We start from the raw sequence: 17,997 nt of genomic DNA, 5'->3' as shown, positions 1-17,997 counted from the left end.
CGTTATGCTCTTCTTAATGAACTATATAGTTAGAAACAGTGGACCAACCTATTTAATAGTACAAAGTTTTTACTCACTTTTTCTAACCATTTTGTTTGCTATGTCTAAATTTCATTAATCACATTCAGCACCCTTTTATCCGAAATCGGATACTTCGTCCCCAACTGTTGAGCAAACAAACTCACTCTAAGTTCTTCAATCATATAGCGAATTTCCAACACTTCTGCGGAGTGCGGTTTAGATTTTGGCAGTTTTGCTAACAGCTGATTATAGGCTTGTTGGCATTGTTCTACCCGCAGCATTGCTGCCCTGTCTCGGTTGGTATCTTGGGCGAGTTTGTCTAGGCGTTTATCTATGGCTTGGAGATAACGCTGTAAATCGGGCAGTCTGGCATAGCCTGTTTTTTCCACAAAACCTTGATAAATCAAGCCGTTCAATTGGGCTTTAATGTCAGATAGGGCAAAGGCTTGAGTGAAATCCATTTTGCCTTTTAGGCGTTTGTTGATTTCAAAGGTGAGCGTTAGCAAGCGTTCTACCTGTTGGGCGATGTCCACGGTAATATCATTGAGATTTTCTCGCACGAAATCTCGTAATTTATCAAAATCCGTTTCATTCCACACAAACCCACCGAAATCAGCGATCAGCTTGTCCACACCGCAGGCGATACAGTCATCAATTAATTCCAGCACTTTGCCGAACGGGGTGAAATATAGCCCCAGTTTGGATTTGTTGGGTAATTTTTCGTGTAAATATTTGATCGGTGATGGCACGTTGAGCAAAATTAAACGGCGTAACCCCTGCTGCATTGCCACGCTTTGCTCGTATTCGGTTTCAAATAATTTAATCCCCACGGCATCTTTTTCGTCCGTAATCGCAGGAAAGGCTTTTACGGTAAACCCTTGTTTTTTCTGCTCATAACATTGCGGAAGTTGGTCAAAATTCCAAATATGAATCCCTGATTGCTCAATGCCATCATCTGCCACGGCGGAAATGCTGGCTTGCACCCGATCTTTGAGATCAAATTTAAGCTGGTCTAAATTCATACTTTCGGCAATTTTTTTGCCTTTGTCGTCCACCACACGGAAGGTCATTTTTAAGTGCGGTGCAATTTGCTCAAAATTCCATTGCTCAGGTTCAACGGCTACGCCTGTCATTCGGCGGAACTCGTGGCTTAAGGTTTCCGTCAATGGCTTATCAAAATGGGTCACTCGCCCTAAAAATGCCTCGGCATAATTGGGGGCTGGCACGAAATTGCGGCGGAGATTTTTCGGTAAGGCTTTGATTAAAGCGATAATCAATTCTTGGCGTAAACTGGGGATTTGCCAGTCAAAACCTGTCATTTCAATTTGATTGAGCAACGGCAATGGAATATGCACCGTCACGCCGTCTGCGTCCGTCCCTGGTTCAAATTGATAAGTCAATTTGAGCTTAATATTGCCCTGTTGCCAGAAATTCGGGAAATCCAGTTGGCTCACTTTTTGTGCATCATCATTCATCAAAAACGATTTTTCAAAATTGAGCAAATCAGGAGCGTTTTGGCTGGCGGTTTTCCACCAGCTATCAAAATGTTTCTGCGACACCACGTCCGCCCCGATGCGTTCATCGTAAAACTCAAATAAGGTGCGGTCGTCCACCAAAATATCACGGCGGCGGGATTTATGCTCCAGCTCTTCCACTTCACGCACTAATTTTTGGTTGGCAAAAAAGAACTTGTGGCGAGTATTCCAATCCCCCTCCACCAGTGCGGATTGAATAAAAATCGCACGGCAGGTTTGCGGTTCAATTTGGCTAAAATTCACAGGGCGACTTGCCACAATCGGCACGCCATACAGGCTCACTTTTTCATCGGCAATCACTTGCCCACGGGATTTTGACCAACGGGGTTCGGAATAACTGCTTTTGGTTAAATGTTTGGCAAGGGGTTCAATCCATTCAGGCTCAATTTCTGCCACCATTCGCCCCCAGAGTTTAGACGTTTCTACCAGTTCCGCTGCCATTACCCATTTCGGCTGTTTTTTAAACAATACCGAATTAGGAAAAATCGCAAAATGTGCGTTTCTTGCCCCTAAATATTGGCTTTTTTCATTATCTTTCAGACCGATATGCGACAGCAAACCGCTCAAAAGTGCGGTGTGAATTTGCGGATATTTTGCCGCTTCCGAATTGATCGGCAAGCCCAATTCTCGCACTTGGGTTCTGATTTGATGATAAATATCCTGCCATTCCCGAATCCGCAAATAATTGAGAAAATCCTTTTGGCATAAACGGCGAAATTGGTTTTTGGTCAGCTCTTTTTGGTTGGTTTGAATATAATTCCACAGGTTCAGCCACGCCATAAAGTCGGATTTTTTATCGGCAAAACGGCGATGTTTGTCGTCTGCGGATTGTTGTTTTTCCTGCGGTCGTTCTCGGGGATCTTGAATAGACAGGGCAGATACGATAATCATTAATTCGTGTAAACAACCTTGTTCTACCGCTGTTAAGAGCATTTTGGCAAGGCGGGGATCCACTGGCAATTGGGCGAGCTGTTTACCTTGTTGGGTTAAAAAGCGTTTCTCGCCAAATTTGGTTTTTCGCCATTCAAAGGCTTGCAATTCTTCCAACAATTTAATGCCATCTTGAATATGGCGTTTATCGGGGGCATCCACAAAGGGGAACGCATCAATATCGTCCAGCCCAAGTGCGGTCATTTGCAAAATGACGCTGGCTAAATTGGTACGTAAAATTTCAGGATCGGTAAATTCAGGGCGGTTGTTGAAATCCTCTTCTGAATACAGGCGAATACAAATCCCTTCACTCACCCGACCGCAACGCCCTTTGCGTTGATTGGCGGACGCTTGTGAAATGGGTTCAATAGGCAGGCGTTGCACTTTGGTGCGGTAACTGTAACGAGAAATGCGTGCTGTACCGGGATCGATCACATATTTAATCCCTGGCACGGTCAAGGACGTTTCCGCCACGTTGGTTGCCAATACAATACGATTAAGTCCGCTCGGGTGGAAAATTTTATTTTGTTCTTGGGCGGACAGCCGTGCATACAAGGGCAAAATTTCCGTATGGCGAAGATCTTGTTTTTGCAACATTTCCGCCGTATCTCGAATTTCCCGTTCGCCGTTTAAGAAAATCAAAATATCGCCACGCCCTGCGGCTTGCAGTTCATCTACTGCGTTAGCAATGCCCTGTAATTGATCTTCTTCATCGTTGTCTAACATTGGACGATAACGCACTTCCACTGGATAGGTTCGCCCTGATACTTCTAAAATAGGAGCGTTGTTAAAATGCTGAGAAAAACGTTCTACATCAATGGTCGCTGATGTGATAATGACTTTTAAATCAGGACGGCGTGGCAAGAGCTGTTTGAGATAACCGAGAATAAAATCGTTATTCAGTGAGCGTTCGTGAGCTTCGTCAATAATCAGCGTATCATATTGATTTAAATAGCGATCGGTTTGAATTTCTGCCAGCAAAATCCCGTCTGTCATCAGCTTAATTTGGGTGTTTTCGCTTACTTGATCGTTAAAACGCACTTTGTAACCCACTATACCGCCGAGTTCAGTTTGCAATTCTTCCGCAATACGAGCCGCCACTGAACGCGCCGCAATACGGCGTGGTTGTGTGTGTCCGATCAAGCCTTTTTTGCCTAAACCCAGTTCTAAACACATTTTCGGCAATTGGGTGGTTTTGCCCGATCCCGTTTCGCCTGCAATCACCACCACTTGATTTTCACGGATTAATTTCTGAATTTCGGCTTTACGTTGGCTAACAGGTAAATTATCAGGAAATGCTATTTTTTGCACCGCACTTTTACGTTGATTTAGGCGTGCTTGAGCCTGTTGAATTTGGCTTTGAATTTCGGCAGCAACGGCTTGTTGGCTTTGTTCATTTTTAATTTGACCTATGCCTTTAATGCGTGCCGCAATTTTTCGTTCGTCAAGGATCATCACGTCTTTGAGTTGGTGAAATAAGGCATTTTGCAACGGCGTTAATGGGGTTCTATTTGATTTGATTTGATTTGGTTTCACAGCTTATTTTCCCCCAATCAATAAGGATAAAATCCCTGCTGCAATCAATGGGCCGACAGGAATACCGCCGAGAAATGCTACGCCAAGCACGGTGCCAATCAATAAGCCGGTAAGCAAAATCGGTTGGGTTCCCATTAAACTGACGCCTCGCCCACCGAGCCATGCGACCAATGCTCCCACGGCCAACGCAATTAGCATTTTCCAATCAAATAAGGATTTCAATTCTGGCAGTTGCACTTTGCCTGATACTATCGGGCTGAGTACGCCAATGGTTAAAATAATAATGCCGATCGTTAAACCATTCTTTTCTACAAAGGGGATGTATTTGCTCAAAAAAGTTTGTTGCATTAACAATAAGACGGTGGCGGAAATGGTAATCGAGCTGTTATTACTAAGTACACCGAGTAAAATGAGTACGACCAATAACAGAGCGATAGCATTAAATTGTAATGACATTTGCGATCCTTTTTTTTTCTGATGAACCCTCACCCTAGCCCTCTCCCAGAGGGAGAGGGGACTGAATGAGGATTTTTATTATAAATATTCCCTAAACTATTCCCTCTCCCTCTGGGAGAGGGCTAGGGTGAGGGTAAAAAAGTAATTAGCAACCATTATAACAAAATATCACATTTTTTTATTTCCATTTTTAGCTAAAATCGGTACTATAAAATCCTGCTCATTTAACGGGAACGCCTTATGGATATTGCTTTAATTTTAGCCAGTAAAATCACCGAACTTACCCTTATTGTGTTATTAGGTTACGGTTTAGTGAAGTCAAAATTATTGCAACCGAAAGATACCTTTCCTCTCTCTGTTGTCGGAGTGTATATCATTAGCCCTGCCGTCATGCTCAAAGCGTTCCAAATTGATTACAGCCCTGAATTGTTGCGTGGTTTATTGCTTTCCGTTTCCATGGCAATTTTGTTGCACATTCTCTTAATTATCATGGGCGTTATGCTGAAAAAAATCTTTAAACTCGACGGAGTGGAACATGCCGCCGCCATTTATTCTAATTCAGGTAATTTAATTATTCCCTTAGTGATGTCCATGTTTGGTGATGAATGGGTGATTTATGCCACCTGTTTTATCGTGGTGCAGACGGTGTTATTTTGGACCCATTGCCGTGGTTTGATTTGTGGAGAAAAATCTTTCTCCTTGAAAAGAATTGTGAAGAATATCAATATTTGGTCAATTATTGTGGGGGCAACTTTGTTTGCTTTTCAAATTAAATTGCCCGCTATTGTGGTTGGCACCTTATCTTCCATAGGGACTTTTATTGGCCCTAATGCCATGTTGATTGCAGGAATGTTAATTGCAGGTATCCCGTTACGCAGTATTTTGTCGTCAAAACGGATTTATTTAGTCACTTTTTTACGCTTAATTTTTATCCCACTTTGCTTAATGCTGGTGATTAAATTCGGCCATTTTTCTAGCTTGGCAGAACATGGCGAAACCATTGCGTTAATCAGTTTTCTCGCCACCATTAGCCCTGCTGCGGCGACCGTCACACAAATTGCGGTATTACATGGCAAAGATGCGCAAAAATCCAGTGCCATTTATGGGGTGACGACTATGTTATGCGTCATCACCATGCCGTTAATTATTACTTTGTATCAGTTGATTTAGGCAAGTTTAAACGATAAAGATCTTTGCTATAAATCACGCTCGTGGGATTGGTAAGATCGTAGCCCGCCACACTGGGAGCAATTTGCACTGGCATGGCATATTGGAAAATTGGCATTACCACATATTCTTGCTGAGAACGAGCAATCGCCTTGCGATAAAGTGCGGTGCGTTCTTGTTCGGAAATCTTGGCCGACAAGGCTTTTTCTAACAGTTGATCCATCTCGGGATCAAAAAATCCCATTTTATTATCCGCACTTTGGGAATGTAATAAGGATAAAAAAGCAGAGGGATCGTTGTAATCCGCACACCAACCTGAACGAATAAGTTGAAAATCACCCTGCGCATGTTTTTCAAGTAGCGTTTGATAGGAAACCGGATCCGCCTGAAGACGAATTAAATCCGACTGCGACCACACACGAATTAAATGCTCTGCAATTTGAGCGTGTAACCCCTGATTATCATAGGTAAGCCGTAATGTTAAGGGCTGACTTTCAGTGATACCCGCATGCTGTAATTGTTGTTCCACCACCGTCGGCTCAAAATCTCGTTCTTGTTCAAATTGCATATTCTCGGGTAAATAACTGATTCCGTTTGGCAACATAAAAGGTTGTGACGGCACGATATTACTTGGAATCATGGCCGATAAAGCATTGCGTACCGCTTTTTTCTGCAACAGAGGATCACGGAAATTAAATTCGTAAAAATAAGTACAAAGTTGCGGAAAATAGCTGATGTGATCTGTCCCCTGTTGACTATTTTGGATAATATCCAAGCGTGATGGCGGCATGTCTGGCGTGATCTGTTGGTAGATCACTTGACCAAATGCACGGTCATTGGCTTGCCAATAAGCCGGATTTTGCTGTAAACGAAGTTGATTTTCGCCTTGTTCCACAAGCACATAAGCCCCATTGGAAATTATGTTCGTGGTCGTTGGCGTCGCTCCTTGATATTGAGGTAACAAGGCCACGTGAGCCAACATCTTCGGCAAATAAGGGGTGGGTTTATCTAAACGAATTTGCAGGGTGCGGTCATCAAGGGCTTGTACGCCGAGTTGCTGTACAGGCATAGATTGCGCCAGTACGGCAGCGGCATTTTGCATATTCATGTAGCGTAAAAATTGCTTTTGCGGATTTGCCGAACCGGCTAATTGTTGCCAACTTTGCACAAAATCTTGTGCCGTCACGGATTCGCCATTGGACCATCTGGCATTTTTACGTAAGGTAAAAATCCATGTTTTTTGATCCGCACTTTGCCAACTTTCCGCCACGCCGGCAATGATATTGCCTTGCGGATCATAAATCACTAAACCCTCGAATAAATCACGTAATAGAGCGGTTTGTTCTGGCTGTTGAATTTGTTCAAGCTGTAACATAAACGGCCCATACACACCTCGGACTAATACATCCGCTTGATACGCCACGTTATCGGTGGGGCTAGCAACGTTTTGCATTTTTTCAGGGGCAGCATTCGGCTCACAGGCGGACAGACAAATCAGGCTAAAGATCGCCAACAGGGCCACCTTAACAGCGTTTATCACGATGATTTTATTGTGCATATTGGCGCTTTATCCGCTAATTCGCTGGATATTCTTCAATGGTGACGGGCAATTCAAAAATGCGCCCTAAACGAGAAATCACCACCTTGACTTGCGTGTTTGGCTTGGTATTGCTGATCACTTGCATCACCTGATCGGGCGAATTGGCCACTTTATCATTAAATTTCAACATCACATCACCTGCTTGAATACCCGCTTTTGAGGCCGGCCCATTTGGCACCACATTTTCAATTAAAATCCCCGAACTGTTGCCATCATTTTGACCGTTACTAAACAAAATATTGCTTTGCACGCCAAAATAACCTCGGATCACTCGGCCATCACGGATAATCTTTTTCATCACATCATTAGCAATTTCAATGGGAATGGCAAAGCTCAAGCCCTCGGCAATTTCCGTGGCGTCTTTACCGATACTTAAGGTGCTAATGCCCACTAACTCGCCCAAGGAGTTGATCAAGGCGCCGCCTGAATTACCGCGATTAATGGAGGCGTCGGTTTGAATAAAATTCTGCCGACCGACGGTTTCGCCGACGGCATTTCGGCCAGTGGCGCTGATAATCCCTTGCGATACGCTTTGGCCGAGATTATAAGGATTACCAATGGCCAACACCACATCCCCCACGTGAATTTGACGTGTCGGATTCTGCGGTATGGTGGCCAGTTTATCGGCGCGAATTTTTAGCACCGCCAAGTCGGTTAAACTATCCGAACCAATTAAATTAGCCTCAAATACCCGTCCGTCTTGTAACGCCACAATAATTTGATCCGCACGTTGAATCACGTGTTTGTTGGTGAGAATATAGCCATCTTTGCTCATAATCACACCCGATCCTAAATTATGGGTTGACACTTTACCCGCATCTAAATTGGAATTACTGGTAAAGGTTTGATTATACACATTCACCACCGCTGGCGAGGCAATGCGTACGGCCTCTTTAAAAGACATCACCTCACTGGTTAATTTTAACCCTGTGCCACCGGTAAATTGCGGGATCACAAAAAGAATTAAGCCTGCACAAACCAAGCCAATCAATGCGGATTGTAATAATTTTTTTATCATAACAGTCTCTCTATTTTTGCTGTTTGCGGTAGTAACAGGTTTTTAAATCTTCGCCTAGCTGTTCAACAGATTGTAATTGTAATTGCCATTGCGGGGCTTGCGCCAGTTGCTGAACATGTGGCAATTTGCACAAGCCTCTGGCTTGGTCGCCGAGCAATTTAGGCGCAATATACACCAACAATTCATTGACTACATTCTGCTCAATCAAGGCACCCGCAAAAGTGGCCCCACATTCTACCCATAAGCTGTTGATTTGGCGTTCCCCTAAGGCTTGCATTAAGGCAGAAAGTGCGGTCTGATTTTCCTTAGTTTCTAGCTGAATATGTTGGCAGAAATCGGGGAAATCTGCTAAATCACGGGCTTTATCACTGACCAACCACACCGGCGAATCTGTGTTGAAAAGCTGATGAGTTGGCAACACTCGGTGCTGAAAATCCCAAATAATACGCACTGGTTGGCGAACATTTTCAATCGCATATTCCTGCTGAATGGTAGGCGGTAACTGCGCCCAACGGACATTTAAGCTCGGATCGTCTGCTAACACCGTGGCGGCGGTGGATAAAATTGCCGAGGATTTTGCCCGTTCTTGTTGCACGTCTGCACGGGCTAACTCGCCGGTAATCCATTTGCTCTCACCATTCGCCATAGCCGTTCGACCATCCAAACTCATGGCCAATTTTAATTGTACAAAAGGCAAGCCCGTTCGCATACGGTGCAAAAAGCCTTGGTTTAACTTTTCGGCTTTTTCTTGCAATAATCCCACTGCGGTTTCAATGCCTGCCTGTTGCAACATCTGCAAACCACGGCCAGCCACTTGCGGATTCGGATCTAACATGGCCGCAATCACGTTGCTCACACCTGCCTCAATTAAGCCTTTGGCACAAGGCGGTGTGCGTCCATAATGGGAACAAGGCTCCAAGGTCACGTAAGCCGTCGCATGTTTAGCTTGTTCGCCCGCTTGGCGTAATGCCATGACTTCAGCATGCGGTTCGCCCGCTTTGAAATGAAAACCTTGCCCGACAATTTGCCCCTGTTTGACCAACACACAACCCACCGAGGGATTTGGCGAAGTGGTAAATCGGCCACGTTCGGCTAAATCTAACGCAAGCTGCATAAACTGGTGATCTTGTGGGCTAAATGTCATCAAGTAAAGTCCTTAATTTTATCGATTTCTTTGGAAAATTCATTAATATCTTCAAAACTTAAATACACCGAGGCAAACCGAATATAAGCCACTTTATCCAATTTTTTTAATTCGTCCATGACTAAATTCCCGATCAATTTACTCGGCACTTCGCGCTCACCAGTGGCTTGTAATTGGTGAATAATATGGCTCACCGCGTTTTCCACATCATCTTCACTGACGGGACGTTTCCCCACCGCGTGCTGAATACTCTGACGGAGTTTCAGTTCATCAAAGGGTTCTCTGGCGTCATCTTTTTTAATCACACGAGGAACCAATAACTCCGCGCTTTCAAAGGTAGTAAAACGCTCGTGGCATTGGGTACATTCACGACGTCGGCGAACCTGAAACCCCTCGGCCACCAAACGGCTATCAATCACTTTCGTTTCTTCGGCAGAACAAAACGGACAATACATAACATTCCTTATTTTTCTAATACTTGCTTCGTTTCTTTATCCATTTCTACATTAATTTTATGATCCACCACCACATTCATATTAATGGTAATCCCCTCTTTCGGCGTTTCCAACTGTACGGTAGGCGTACAGCCAGTCAGCAATAGGCTGCTGGCCAGAAAGTGCGGTGTCAATTTTATGTATTTTTTCATCATTCAAAAACCCTGTTGCGCATGGTCTAAGTTTAACACAGCCTGAGGGGAAATCCTACACCTCAACCTTAGGGCTGTTGAGGTTTCAAGGCAAGAGATTATTTTCTTTTTTGATAGAGTTGATATTCTAAATTCTGTTCAAAGGTGGAACCATAATTCACCATATCCCATAATTCATAGACATTTTCTTGATGAGTATAATTCAAGGTAATGGGATGTTTATTGCGTTTCGTCGGGTTATAACCTTGAATATGTGAGGCTAATGTCAACATGCCATTGGGCGTTAAATTGACATTGGCAGTTAACTTTTGCAAATTCATGTTACTCACCACATCCGCTAAAATCCCCTCAGTTAACCCACCGGATTTTAGCCCTGTAATCAGTTCTGGCCCCAATGTTAAGTTCACATCTTGCTCGTCCGTTTTGGTGATTTCACCGTCACAAATAATACAATGTTCATTTTCCAACCAAAATGGGAGCGTCGCATTCACTCGCCCCGACAGGCCCACTTGGGTATATTCCGCCATGGTTAAGGCTTGCGATAAATCAATATTATATAGCTGTACATTGGCAATTTTTTGTTGCGGTAAAGCAAATTTATTGACACTCATTTCGCCACCGAGTAAATTAAATTTTAATTCACTCAATGTCAGCGGGCGTTGTGTCGAATAAGGGTAATAACCTTGCACTTTTACGCTCAGGTTTTCCGCCACTAACACGCCTGATTTCAGGTAATTGACCGACACTTGCACGGGATTTTTCACTAATTCTACACGGCTATTGAGGTAACGATAAGGCAACGCAAATTCAATGCCTCGCAATTCACCATCAGGAAACGCCACCTCCGCTTGTCGAATGGAAAAATGGCCGCCCATTTGTAAACCTCGTTCGGCGCTGACATCAAAATCGGTTTGTCCTTTGATCGTGCCATTTAAAATTTCCCATTCCCAATTCTGCGGGAATAAGGTTTGGAACACTTTCGCCGATTGTTCTAACCAATATAGTCGCCCCACTAATTCATCATTGCGATAATGGGCAAATAATTTTATCGGGCCTAATCCGCCTGCGGTCATATTACCGGCTAAATTAAAATCTTTCAGCGCTTTGCCATCAATGCCTAACTCCAACACCGGCTTGACAAAATGCCCGCCGTAATCTAAACCAATGTCGGGAATGCTGGCTTGCAGTAAGCCTTGTAATTTCTCTTCTTCATAATACCAATGCAAGGTGTCTTTTAAGCGCATTTCAACCTTGGGGACACGGATGCCTGAGGTATAAAATTTCCCCAAATGGGCTTGTAATTGTTGGATTTCCACATGATCCGATTGCCATGCGCCTTTTCCGCTTACAGTAATCGGGCTTTTCAGCGCTTTCACATTGGCTTTACCGTTAAAATTCCATTTCCACCAGTTGCTATCACTGCTTTTCAAGATCACCCCATTGCGTTGAAAATCATCTGTACGCAAAGCGAATAAAGACGTAATCCCCGCCACAAATTGATTGGCTTGACCGTCTAAATGTAAATCAATATCCGAAAATTGGGCGGTGTGGCCTTGTAAAAAGGCTTGTAATCTTCCCCCTACGCCATACTTGCCAATAATCACATCTGTCATAGGAATTCTCACCGTCATATTGGCATTAGGCTCTTTCCAATTCACCCGTAAGATGGATTTTTCTTTGAATAGGGCAATCATATCCTCTTGATTGCCTCGCACATCAAACGCCGTGTCGACATAAGCAATGGATTGACCGTATTTCACGTTGCCATGGGCCTCCAAAGGAAGATTAAGACTGTCTTTGTTAATCACGCCTTGGGTGCCATAAATCACAATATTGCCTTTACCTGCCTCACCAGCGGAAAACAAGCTCAAGCGCACGTCCATATTCAGCGGAAGCCAATCTTCCGTTAGCTTATGTAAAGTTAAATTTAACACTCCTTGCAAGGGTTGTTGTAAGTTGGAAACAGGCCAATAAAATTGACCATTTTCAATTTGAAATTGGTCTTTTTCCACCTTAAACGGCACATTTAAAATTGGCTGTTGATGTGCCACATCTTGCAAAACCAAAATGCCTTGCCGATCTTGCCATTGCAAGGATAAATCCGCCTGCGTTAAGGCTAAATCGGGGCGTTGCCAATGTAAATTGAATTTCCCCTGTTCAGGAATATCCAATATATTTTGTGATAAGGCAAATTGAAAATCTGCTTGATGTTGCTGATCCGCTTGGGGTTGATAGGTTAAATGGCCACTCACTTGCTGTTCGGCTAAGGTTGCATTGAGTTGAATCAGCTCACGCTCTGGCGTTTTGCCCGTCGCTTGTAAATGGAGTTGTTGATCTTGATAAGACAAAGCGGCGCTTAATTGACTTTGCAATAATTGTTGCAGCGCAGGCGAACTGATGGCCTCCGCATTAATCACCTGTAAATCCGCAATTTCTACACTCACATCAGGCAAACTGGCCAAAAGTGCGGTTAAATTAAATTCTGTTTTTGTGGCGTCCTCTGCACTCGGTATCTGTTGAAAACAAGCATAATCAAGGATAGCCTTTTCCGCCTGTAACGCGCGTTTATCCCACCAATGGGCTTGAACATTTTCTAATTGCACTAACGGACAAGCCTCGGGCTGATTGAGATTAAGCGTAAAGCTATGCAGTTCCGCCCCTTTGCTAGAGAGCGTGTTTTTTTCACCGATTTTAATGGAAAGATCTTGTCCGAGAAAATGATTCGCCAGTTGCTCGATATGGCTCGGTGACAAGGCGAATAAGCTGATTGCCACCACTGCGAGTAACGTCACCGAAACAGAAACAAGACATTTTTTAACCATCTGCTTTCTTCTCTATATGAAGTACGCTAACATGGCCCAAATCGGTAAAAAACTGGCAATAAACAATAACAGCATTAACGCAGGATAATTGAGTTTTATTTTTCTAAAAATCGTCACCGCTAAAATGCCCATTAATGCCAAATGTGATAGGAAATAAAGCACCGCAGCAAAATCATTGGCAAAACGCACCGCACTCGGATTCCATGCCATAACAAATAATACCGACAGGATATTCAGGACCAACAATACCGCCATAATCAATGGCAATAAAGCGATCAAACCTTGCAAGCGGTTACGTGAAATCACCAAAGCGAAATTGGCCAACACCACCCCGATAAACAGTTGGGTAAAGGGACTATAAATCAAATAGGGCGCGCGATTCTCAACCATTAACAGCACATACAGAACGATAGCAATCAGCCCAATCATTCCCCCCGCCAATAACCACGTATCACGGCGATCATCCTCTTGTGTCGGTTGCTTTAAAGCAATGATAACCATCAATGCCCCACAAAAACAGAGCGCTAACGTGGTTAACGGGCGAGTATCATTTAACAACCCGATTATGCCAATAATCACCCAATACAAAGCAAAAAAGCCCTGCGCAACCATTAACCGCCCACGTTGACCAGGGCAGATTTCCCCTTTGAAAAACACCACAAAACACAACAGTTGTGCCGCTAAAAAGCTCAATGGCAACGCACGTTGTTGAAATATAATCACGTAACTTTCGGGAATGCACGCCAATAAAATCGGCATGAGGGAGAAAAGTGCGGTGCGTTTTAAAGGGGTTTCTTCTGACATAATCAATCCAATCAATGTTTAAAATGATAAATAAGCGGCCATTACCAGTGCATTTTCACGCTTGCCCGCTGGTGTCGGGTAATAATCTCGGCGCACACAGACTTCATTAAAGCCACATTGTTCATACAATTTTTGGGCGTTATGGTTACTTTCTCGCACTTCCAACCAAAGGGTTTTGATGCCTTTTTGTTGTAATTGCACCAGTAATTGCTGCAGTAATTGAAAGCCTAATTTTTGCCCTTGAAAAGCGGGATCAATGGCAATATTAAATAATGTCGCCTCATCCACCACGATTTGACTAATGGCAAACCCGACAATCTGCTGATTAACGCTAATTTTCAGATTATGATAACGCTCACCCTGATTATTTTTCAAGGTGCCCATGGACCAAGGCACTAAGTGCGCCGCCTGTTCAATCTCAAAGAGGCGTTCAAAATCCTGAGATTCAATCCATTCAATGCGAATATCACTCGACATAGCGTTCCTTATTGACGTTTTTTCGGCAAGCGATCTACGTCGGTTTTCTTCTCAATTTCTTGTTCTTGATAATCAAACACCGGCAACCCCCATTCAAAACGGATCGCCAATAAACGGATAATAAAACCACTGAGTAAAGTGATGATCACTACAATATCATGCTGAATACCCAGTTCATGCAAGGCAATGTAAATGCAGGTCGCCAACAAAGCCACACTGGCATAGAGTTCTTTTTGAAACACCAGCGGAATACGGTTACATAATAAATCACGCAACACGCCACCGAATGCGCCCGTGATAATGGCGGCGATAGTGGCAATAATATAACCATGGCCCATATCCAAGGCAATTTGTGCGCCAATAATGGAAAACACGATCAACCCAACGGCGTCAAGCACTAAGAAAATGGTACGAAAATAGCGCATAAAATGGTTAATAAAGGGCGCAATAAACACGGTTAACACCGCCGCCGTAGCCACAATAATAAAATATTCGGGGTGTTTCACCCAACCTAGCGGATAATGCCCTAACAACACATCTCGCACGGAACCACCACCAATGGCGGTCATGGAGGCGATAATAATCACCCCAAAAATATCCATTTTTTCTCGCCCTGCGGCTAATGCCCCCGTAATGGCCTCGGCGGTAATACCAATGATATAGAGAATGGAAAGTAGCATAGGTTTTGATTGTTGATAAAAAGTGCGGTTGATTTTAGCGTAGTTTTTGGGGAATGGCAATGTTAGCCGCGGTGACGGATAATTACCCCTTGGTTTTATTGAGAAAATAAGGTTTATTATAAGGATTTTAAATCAAATACGGGAGTACCACTCCCAATTCCATCGTTCAAGCAATTTATTTGTCGGTATTTTCAAATCAATATCGCCGACATCTTTGCCTTGGTAATTCATTGCCAAATCATATAATGTGTCAGGCTTAAAATATTCCACCACAATTTTTTCCATCAGCTGGTTGGCGTTGATACCTTGCAAATGGGCATTGTGGCTGATGATTTGTTCTAATTGTGGGTTAAGATTGAGTTGCATAACGTTCCCCTTTCTGTTTGGTATGCGTTGAGTTTAGCATAGTTGCTTGTTTATTTTCAACCCACAAAAAAACCGCAATATTTCACTGCGATTTTAGGTTTAGCTTAACTAGATTAGATGTGCGTGCAAATTTTTTTGGTCATTTGCAAATTTTGCAAAATTGCCTAGCTCTTTCAAACCCAATTATCCAATCTCAAACCTGCAACGCGGACAAACTCCTTGCTATTATTGGTTACTAAAACTAAACCTTGACTGCGAGCGTGAGCGGCAATGTGCATATCATTTTCACTGAGTAATTGCCCTTGTTTTCTGAGTGCTGCACAAATATTGCCGTAGTGCGTGCTGGCATTAAGATCGTAATCTAAAACAGTCAGACGAGAAAGAAAGTCATCTACCGCATTGAGATTTTTGGCAATGAATTGGCTATTTTCAGCACCAAAATAAAGTTCAGCTGCGGTAATGCTGCTAACACATAAGCGACTGGCGTATTGGTTAAATTTTTCTAGGGCAGAAATCGGTTTACGTTTCATCACATAAATGCAAATATTGGTGTCTAACATAAAATTAAGCATAATCCGCCCTAATCAAAACTTTCACGTTGACTTGCAGCAACAGATAAGCGTTCTGCCATAAAATCATCACTCACGCTGTCGCCTGAGAGAAAGAAACTATCCCATATTTGACTGGTTGGGCTAATAATGCAATTACTGCCTACTTGGCGAACAGTAACTTGGCTGATATGAGTAGGGAAATGCAAGGCTTGGGCAAGATAAATAGGTACGTCTTGCGGGATATGTGTGTGTGATGTCGCCATAATTACCCCTTGGTTTTATTGAGAAAATAAGGTTTATTGTAAAAGATTTAGGTCAAACATTCAACCCACAAAAAAACCGCAATATTTCACCGCACATTTACAAAATATCCTGATAATGTTCAGGGGCGTTAATGAGTTTGTTGATGGTTTGGTGGATTTTGTGCATTACTTGTTGTTGATGTTTTTCATTAAAATGTCCGAACATACTGTTGTGATCTATCAAAAAACGGATGATTGGTGTTTGTTTATTGTCGTTACTGTTGGTTTGATCTGGTTCAAAGGTAACAATGAGCAAGGGGTCGTTTTGGTTGTACTGCACACGAGCGTGATATAAACCAATGTAAAGTGGGGTTATGCTCCCTTTGGCATTGATATGTGAAGGTTTAATTCTGCCGTGTTTTGCGTCGCTGTCTTGGTGGTACACTTCTACAAAACCTTGCACTTGCCAAGTGTTAATTAAGGTTGCAAGGTCGTAGATGTATTGTTCTTTGATATCATCAATGAATTTATCAAGCAAAATAGCACTGATTTCATAGAAAAATTCGTCAATTTCAGGTTTGCTGATGTTGATGATTTCTATGGTTTTGGGTCTCGCTGTTTCTTTCTCTAGCAAGGTTGCCAAGTCTTTGAAGTTGTGCAAGGATTTCATCAAAGGTGTTTCCTGTAATGGCGACTCTTTGGTTGATGTTATCTTGCAGTTCAATGATTGAGCGAGCAAGGGGGGGGCTAGGTTGTACGCTATTCATCGTTTTCTCCCTATTATTTAAGCCGTTGGACTTAGTTTAGCATAGTTGCTTGTTCACTTTCAACCCAAAAAAACCGCCACTTTTTTAAGTCGCGGTTTGGAGTGAAATGGTGATTATACGAATAATGCCCGTAAGATGTTATTTGTGCGTTGACGGTCTTGAGTGTTGTTATGTTGAATAATAAGATCAATCACATCAGGGTCAAAAAAGGCTTCTAGTTGATAGGTATCCTTTCTTTTGTGGGTAAATTTAAACTGTCCGCGTACAGCATCATTCCAATCACCATTATCAGTAGCATCTGGGGCAGCCAATGCCATTTCCCCAGCTAATTCACATAACCGCTTATAGCCCTGTTCCTTGCTTTCGCGCAAGGATTGTATCTCGGATTTGCTCAATGTTCTTACCTGAATTGATGATGAATCGGGCTTCCCATTCACTAAGGTAGGCGAAGTTGTAATCAAATTGTTGTTGCCAGAAGGGTTCAAGTTGTGCATAGCGTTCTCTCAATGTATATAATGTTGTCGGAGATAGTCTTAATTGTGCTGAATATTGTTTGCCTGTTAGTGCATAGGCAGCAATAACCTTGCCTTGATGTTGTTCTATATAGCCTTTTAGGCTAGTAAGTGTACCACCTTGTGTCTGAGTGTCATCTAAAATAATCGCGAATTTATCTCTTGGTACAACACCATCAAACATTGGGGGATTGGCTAATCTATGCCATCCATCCCCACCCGTACGTGAAACTTTTGTAGCTTGTACAATAGACCGCTCTACTGGAATATGCAAATGTGTTGCCAATACAAAGGCGGTAGCAAGTGGTATCATATTTCGCCCGACGGCTTCTTCTGCATGAACGGGGATAAGCACACTATTTTGTCTACGATTGCCAATAATTTGTGCCAATTTATTTATGGCTGACTGCGTTACCAAATCTTGAGCCAATTGATAGGCTGCATTTATATCACCCGCCTTAGCTTCTGCATAGGCTATGTGCGATGTTGCATCAGCAAGTTTACGATCAATAACAGTGTCTGGAAAATCATCACTCCATTTACTACGCATCATATTATTCAAAATTATTAGCTATAAGTTCTGCATATCATAAAACATTCCTCCCAAACATTCAACCCACAAAAAAACCGCGGTATTTCTGATCTGCACCCCAAAAGTTGGACTAATAACCAACTAAGTAAGGTGCAGATTTTTATGACTAAATACAACCAAGCATTTAAACA

The 17,997-nt window shown here is 43.0% G+C and carries 18 protein-coding genes; 1 reads left to right on the top strand and 17 read right to left on the bottom strand.

Features of this window, described 5'->3' with window-relative positions:
• Window positions 1-104: 104 nt before the first annotated feature.
• Both hrpA and ACTG7X_RS10470 read right to left on the bottom strand, forming a co-directional pair.
• A complete protein-coding gene (gene hrpA, locus ACTG7X_RS10475) occupies window positions 105-4,007 on the bottom strand; it encodes an ATP-dependent RNA helicase HrpA (RefSeq protein ID WP_439258432.1) in 3,903 nt (1,300 codons plus the stop codon).
• 18 nt (window positions 4,008-4,025) lie between these two features.
• Window positions 4,026-4,478: a DUF441 domain-containing protein gene (locus tag ACTG7X_RS10470; protein ID WP_439258401.1), complete on the bottom strand. Its 453-nt coding sequence runs from the start codon at window positions 4,476-4,478 to the stop codon at window positions 4,026-4,028.
• Between the two features lie 240 nt (window positions 4,479-4,718).
• Here ACTG7X_RS10470 and ACTG7X_RS10465 point away from each other — a divergent pair, with 240 nt between their 5' ends.
• On the top strand, window positions 4,719-5,648 hold the full coding sequence (locus ACTG7X_RS10465) for an AEC family transporter (RefSeq protein WP_439243048.1): 930 nt from the start codon (window positions 4,719-4,721) through the stop codon (window positions 5,646-5,648).
• Here ACTG7X_RS10465 and ACTG7X_RS10460 read toward each other — a convergent pair.
• The 15 genes from ACTG7X_RS10460 to ACTG7X_RS10390 form a co-directional block, all read right to left on the bottom strand.
• Window positions 5,626-7,203: a peptide ABC transporter substrate-binding protein gene (locus ACTG7X_RS10460; protein WP_439258400.1), complete on the bottom strand. Its 1,578-nt coding sequence runs from the start codon at window positions 7,201-7,203 to the stop codon at window positions 5,626-5,628. The genes ACTG7X_RS10465 and ACTG7X_RS10460 overlap by 23 nt on opposite strands.
• 16 nt (window positions 7,204-7,219) lie before the next feature.
• Window positions 7,220-8,263: an outer membrane-stress sensor serine endopeptidase DegS gene (degS, locus tag ACTG7X_RS10455; RefSeq protein ID WP_439258399.1), complete on the bottom strand. Its 1,044-nt coding sequence runs from the start codon at window positions 8,261-8,263 to the stop codon at window positions 7,220-7,222.
• Window positions 8,264-8,273: 10 nt separating this feature from the next.
• Window positions 8,274-9,407, bottom strand: a complete 1,134-nt coding sequence (ribD, locus tag ACTG7X_RS10450; RefSeq protein WP_439258398.1) for a bifunctional diaminohydroxyphosphoribosylaminopyrimidine deaminase/5-amino-6-(5-phosphoribosylamino)uracil reductase RibD — start codon at window positions 9,405-9,407, stop codon at window positions 8,274-8,276.
• Window positions 9,407-9,862, bottom strand: coding sequence for a transcriptional regulator NrdR (gene nrdR / locus ACTG7X_RS10445; RefSeq protein WP_439258397.1), 456 nt, complete (start codon window positions 9,860-9,862; stop codon window positions 9,407-9,409). The genes ribD and nrdR overlap by 1 nt, the downstream gene beginning before the upstream one ends.
• An 8-nt stretch (window positions 9,863-9,870) precedes the next feature.
• On the bottom strand, window positions 9,871-10,053 hold the full coding sequence (locus tag ACTG7X_RS10440; protein ID WP_439258431.1) for a YnbE family lipoprotein: 183 nt from the start codon (window positions 10,051-10,053) through the stop codon (window positions 9,871-9,873).
• Between the two features lie 98 nt (window positions 10,054-10,151).
• Window positions 10,152-12,875, bottom strand: coding sequence for a YdbH family protein (locus tag ACTG7X_RS10435; protein WP_439258396.1), 2,724 nt, complete (start codon window positions 12,873-12,875; stop codon window positions 10,152-10,154).
• A 12-nt stretch (window positions 12,876-12,887) separates the two neighbouring features.
• Window positions 12,888-13,679, bottom strand: a complete 792-nt coding sequence (locus ACTG7X_RS10430) for a hypothetical protein (RefSeq protein WP_439258395.1) — start codon at window positions 13,677-13,679, stop codon at window positions 12,888-12,890.
• A gap of 18 nt (window positions 13,680-13,697) precedes the next feature.
• A complete protein-coding gene (rimI, locus tag ACTG7X_RS10425) occupies window positions 13,698-14,156 on the bottom strand; it encodes a ribosomal protein S18-alanine N-acetyltransferase (RefSeq protein WP_439258394.1) in 459 nt (152 codons plus the stop codon).
• An 8-nt stretch (window positions 14,157-14,164) separates the two neighbouring features.
• On the bottom strand, window positions 14,165-14,836 hold the full coding sequence (locus ACTG7X_RS10420; protein WP_439258393.1) for a trimeric intracellular cation channel family protein: 672 nt from the start codon (window positions 14,834-14,836) through the stop codon (window positions 14,165-14,167).
• A gap of 132 nt (window positions 14,837-14,968) precedes the next feature.
• Entirely contained in the window at window positions 14,969-15,202 is a 234-nt protein-coding gene (locus ACTG7X_RS10415; RefSeq protein WP_439258392.1) for a hypothetical protein, read from the bottom strand.
• A 173-nt stretch (window positions 15,203-15,375) separates the two neighbouring features.
• Complete coding sequence (vapC, locus tag ACTG7X_RS10410; protein WP_439258391.1) at window positions 15,376-15,774, bottom strand: type II toxin-antitoxin system tRNA(fMet)-specific endonuclease VapC; 399 nt, start codon at window positions 15,772-15,774, stop codon at window positions 15,376-15,378.
• An 8-nt stretch (window positions 15,775-15,782) separates the two neighbouring features.
• On the bottom strand, window positions 15,783-16,016 hold the full coding sequence (locus tag ACTG7X_RS10405) for a hypothetical protein (protein ID WP_439258390.1): 234 nt from the start codon (window positions 16,014-16,016) through the stop codon (window positions 15,783-15,785).
• A 97-nt stretch (window positions 16,017-16,113) separates the two neighbouring features.
• Window positions 16,114-16,665, bottom strand: a complete 552-nt coding sequence (locus tag ACTG7X_RS10400) for a hypothetical protein (protein ID WP_439258389.1) — start codon at window positions 16,663-16,665, stop codon at window positions 16,114-16,116.
• A 210-nt stretch (window positions 16,666-16,875) separates the two neighbouring features.
• Window positions 16,876-17,079 carry a hypothetical protein gene (locus tag ACTG7X_RS10395; protein ID WP_439258388.1) on the bottom strand — a complete coding sequence of 68 codons (204 nt, stop codon included), beginning with the start codon at window positions 17,077-17,079 and terminating at the stop codon, window positions 16,876-16,878.
• A gap of 25 nt (window positions 17,080-17,104) precedes the next feature.
• A complete protein-coding gene (locus ACTG7X_RS10390) occupies window positions 17,105-17,827 on the bottom strand; it encodes a phosphoribosyltransferase (protein ID WP_439258430.1) in 723 nt (240 codons plus the stop codon).
• Between the last annotated feature and the right edge of the window lie 170 nt (window positions 17,828-17,997).

Origin of the sequence: Lonepinella sp. BR2271 (assembly GCF_051851515.1) — a bacterium.
Classification (GTDB): domain Bacteria; phylum Pseudomonadota; class Gammaproteobacteria; order Enterobacterales; family Pasteurellaceae; genus Lonepinella.
This window is presented reverse-complemented; position numbering and strand designations above follow the sequence as displayed.

Excerpts from the sequence above, each read along its gene's own strand:
- ACTG7X_RS10470 (WP_439258401.1), bottom strand. The coding sequence starts at position 4,478 with ATGTCATTACAATTTAATGCTATCGCTCTGTTATTGGTCGTACTCATT.
- ACTG7X_RS10465 (WP_439243048.1), top strand. The coding sequence starts at position 4,719 with ATGGATATTGCTTTAATTTTAGCCAGTAAAATCACCGAACTTACCCTT.
- ACTG7X_RS10460 (WP_439258400.1), bottom strand. The coding sequence starts at position 7,203 with ATGCACAATAAAATCATCGTGATAAACGCTGTTAAGGTGGCCCTGTTG.
- degS (WP_439258399.1), bottom strand. The coding sequence starts at position 8,263 with ATGATAAAAAAATTATTACAATCCGCATTGATTGGCTTGGTTTGTGCA.
- ribD (WP_439258398.1), bottom strand. The coding sequence starts at position 9,407 with ATGACATTTAGCCCACAAGATCACCAGTTTATGCAGCTTGCGTTAGAT.
- nrdR (WP_439258397.1), bottom strand. The coding sequence starts at position 9,862 with ATGTATTGTCCGTTTTGTTCTGCCGAAGAAACGAAAGTGATTGATAGC.
- ACTG7X_RS10440 (WP_439258431.1), bottom strand. The coding sequence starts at position 10,053 with ATGAAAAAATACATAAAATTGACACCGCACTTTCTGGCCAGCAGCCTA.
- ACTG7X_RS10435 (WP_439258396.1), bottom strand. The coding sequence starts at position 12,875 with ATGGTTAAAAAATGTCTTGTTTCTGTTTCGGTGACGTTACTCGCAGTG.
- ACTG7X_RS10430 (WP_439258395.1), bottom strand. The coding sequence starts at position 13,679 with ATGTCAGAAGAAACCCCTTTAAAACGCACCGCACTTTTCTCCCTCATG.
- rimI (WP_439258394.1), bottom strand. The coding sequence starts at position 14,156 with ATGTCGAGTGATATTCGCATTGAATGGATTGAATCTCAGGATTTTGAA.
- ACTG7X_RS10420 (WP_439258393.1), bottom strand. The coding sequence starts at position 14,836 with ATGCTACTTTCCATTCTCTATATCATTGGTATTACCGCCGAGGCCATT.
- ACTG7X_RS10415 (WP_439258392.1), bottom strand. The coding sequence starts at position 15,202 with ATGCAACTCAATCTTAACCCACAATTAGAACAAATCATCAGCCACAAT.
- vapC (WP_439258391.1), bottom strand. The coding sequence starts at position 15,774 with ATGCTTAATTTTATGTTAGACACCAATATTTGCATTTATGTGATGAAA.
- ACTG7X_RS10405 (WP_439258390.1), bottom strand. The coding sequence starts at position 16,016 with ATGGCGACATCACACACACATATCCCGCAAGACGTACCTATTTATCTT.
- ACTG7X_RS10400 (WP_439258389.1), bottom strand. The coding sequence starts at position 16,665 with ATGAAATCCTTGCACAACTTCAAAGACTTGGCAACCTTGCTAGAGAAA.
- ACTG7X_RS10395 (WP_439258388.1), bottom strand. The coding sequence starts at position 17,079 with ATGGCATTGGCTGCCCCAGATGCTACTGATAATGGTGATTGGAATGAT.
- ACTG7X_RS10390 (WP_439258430.1), bottom strand. The coding sequence starts at position 17,827 with ATGATGCGTAGTAAATGGAGTGATGATTTTCCAGACACTGTTATTGAT.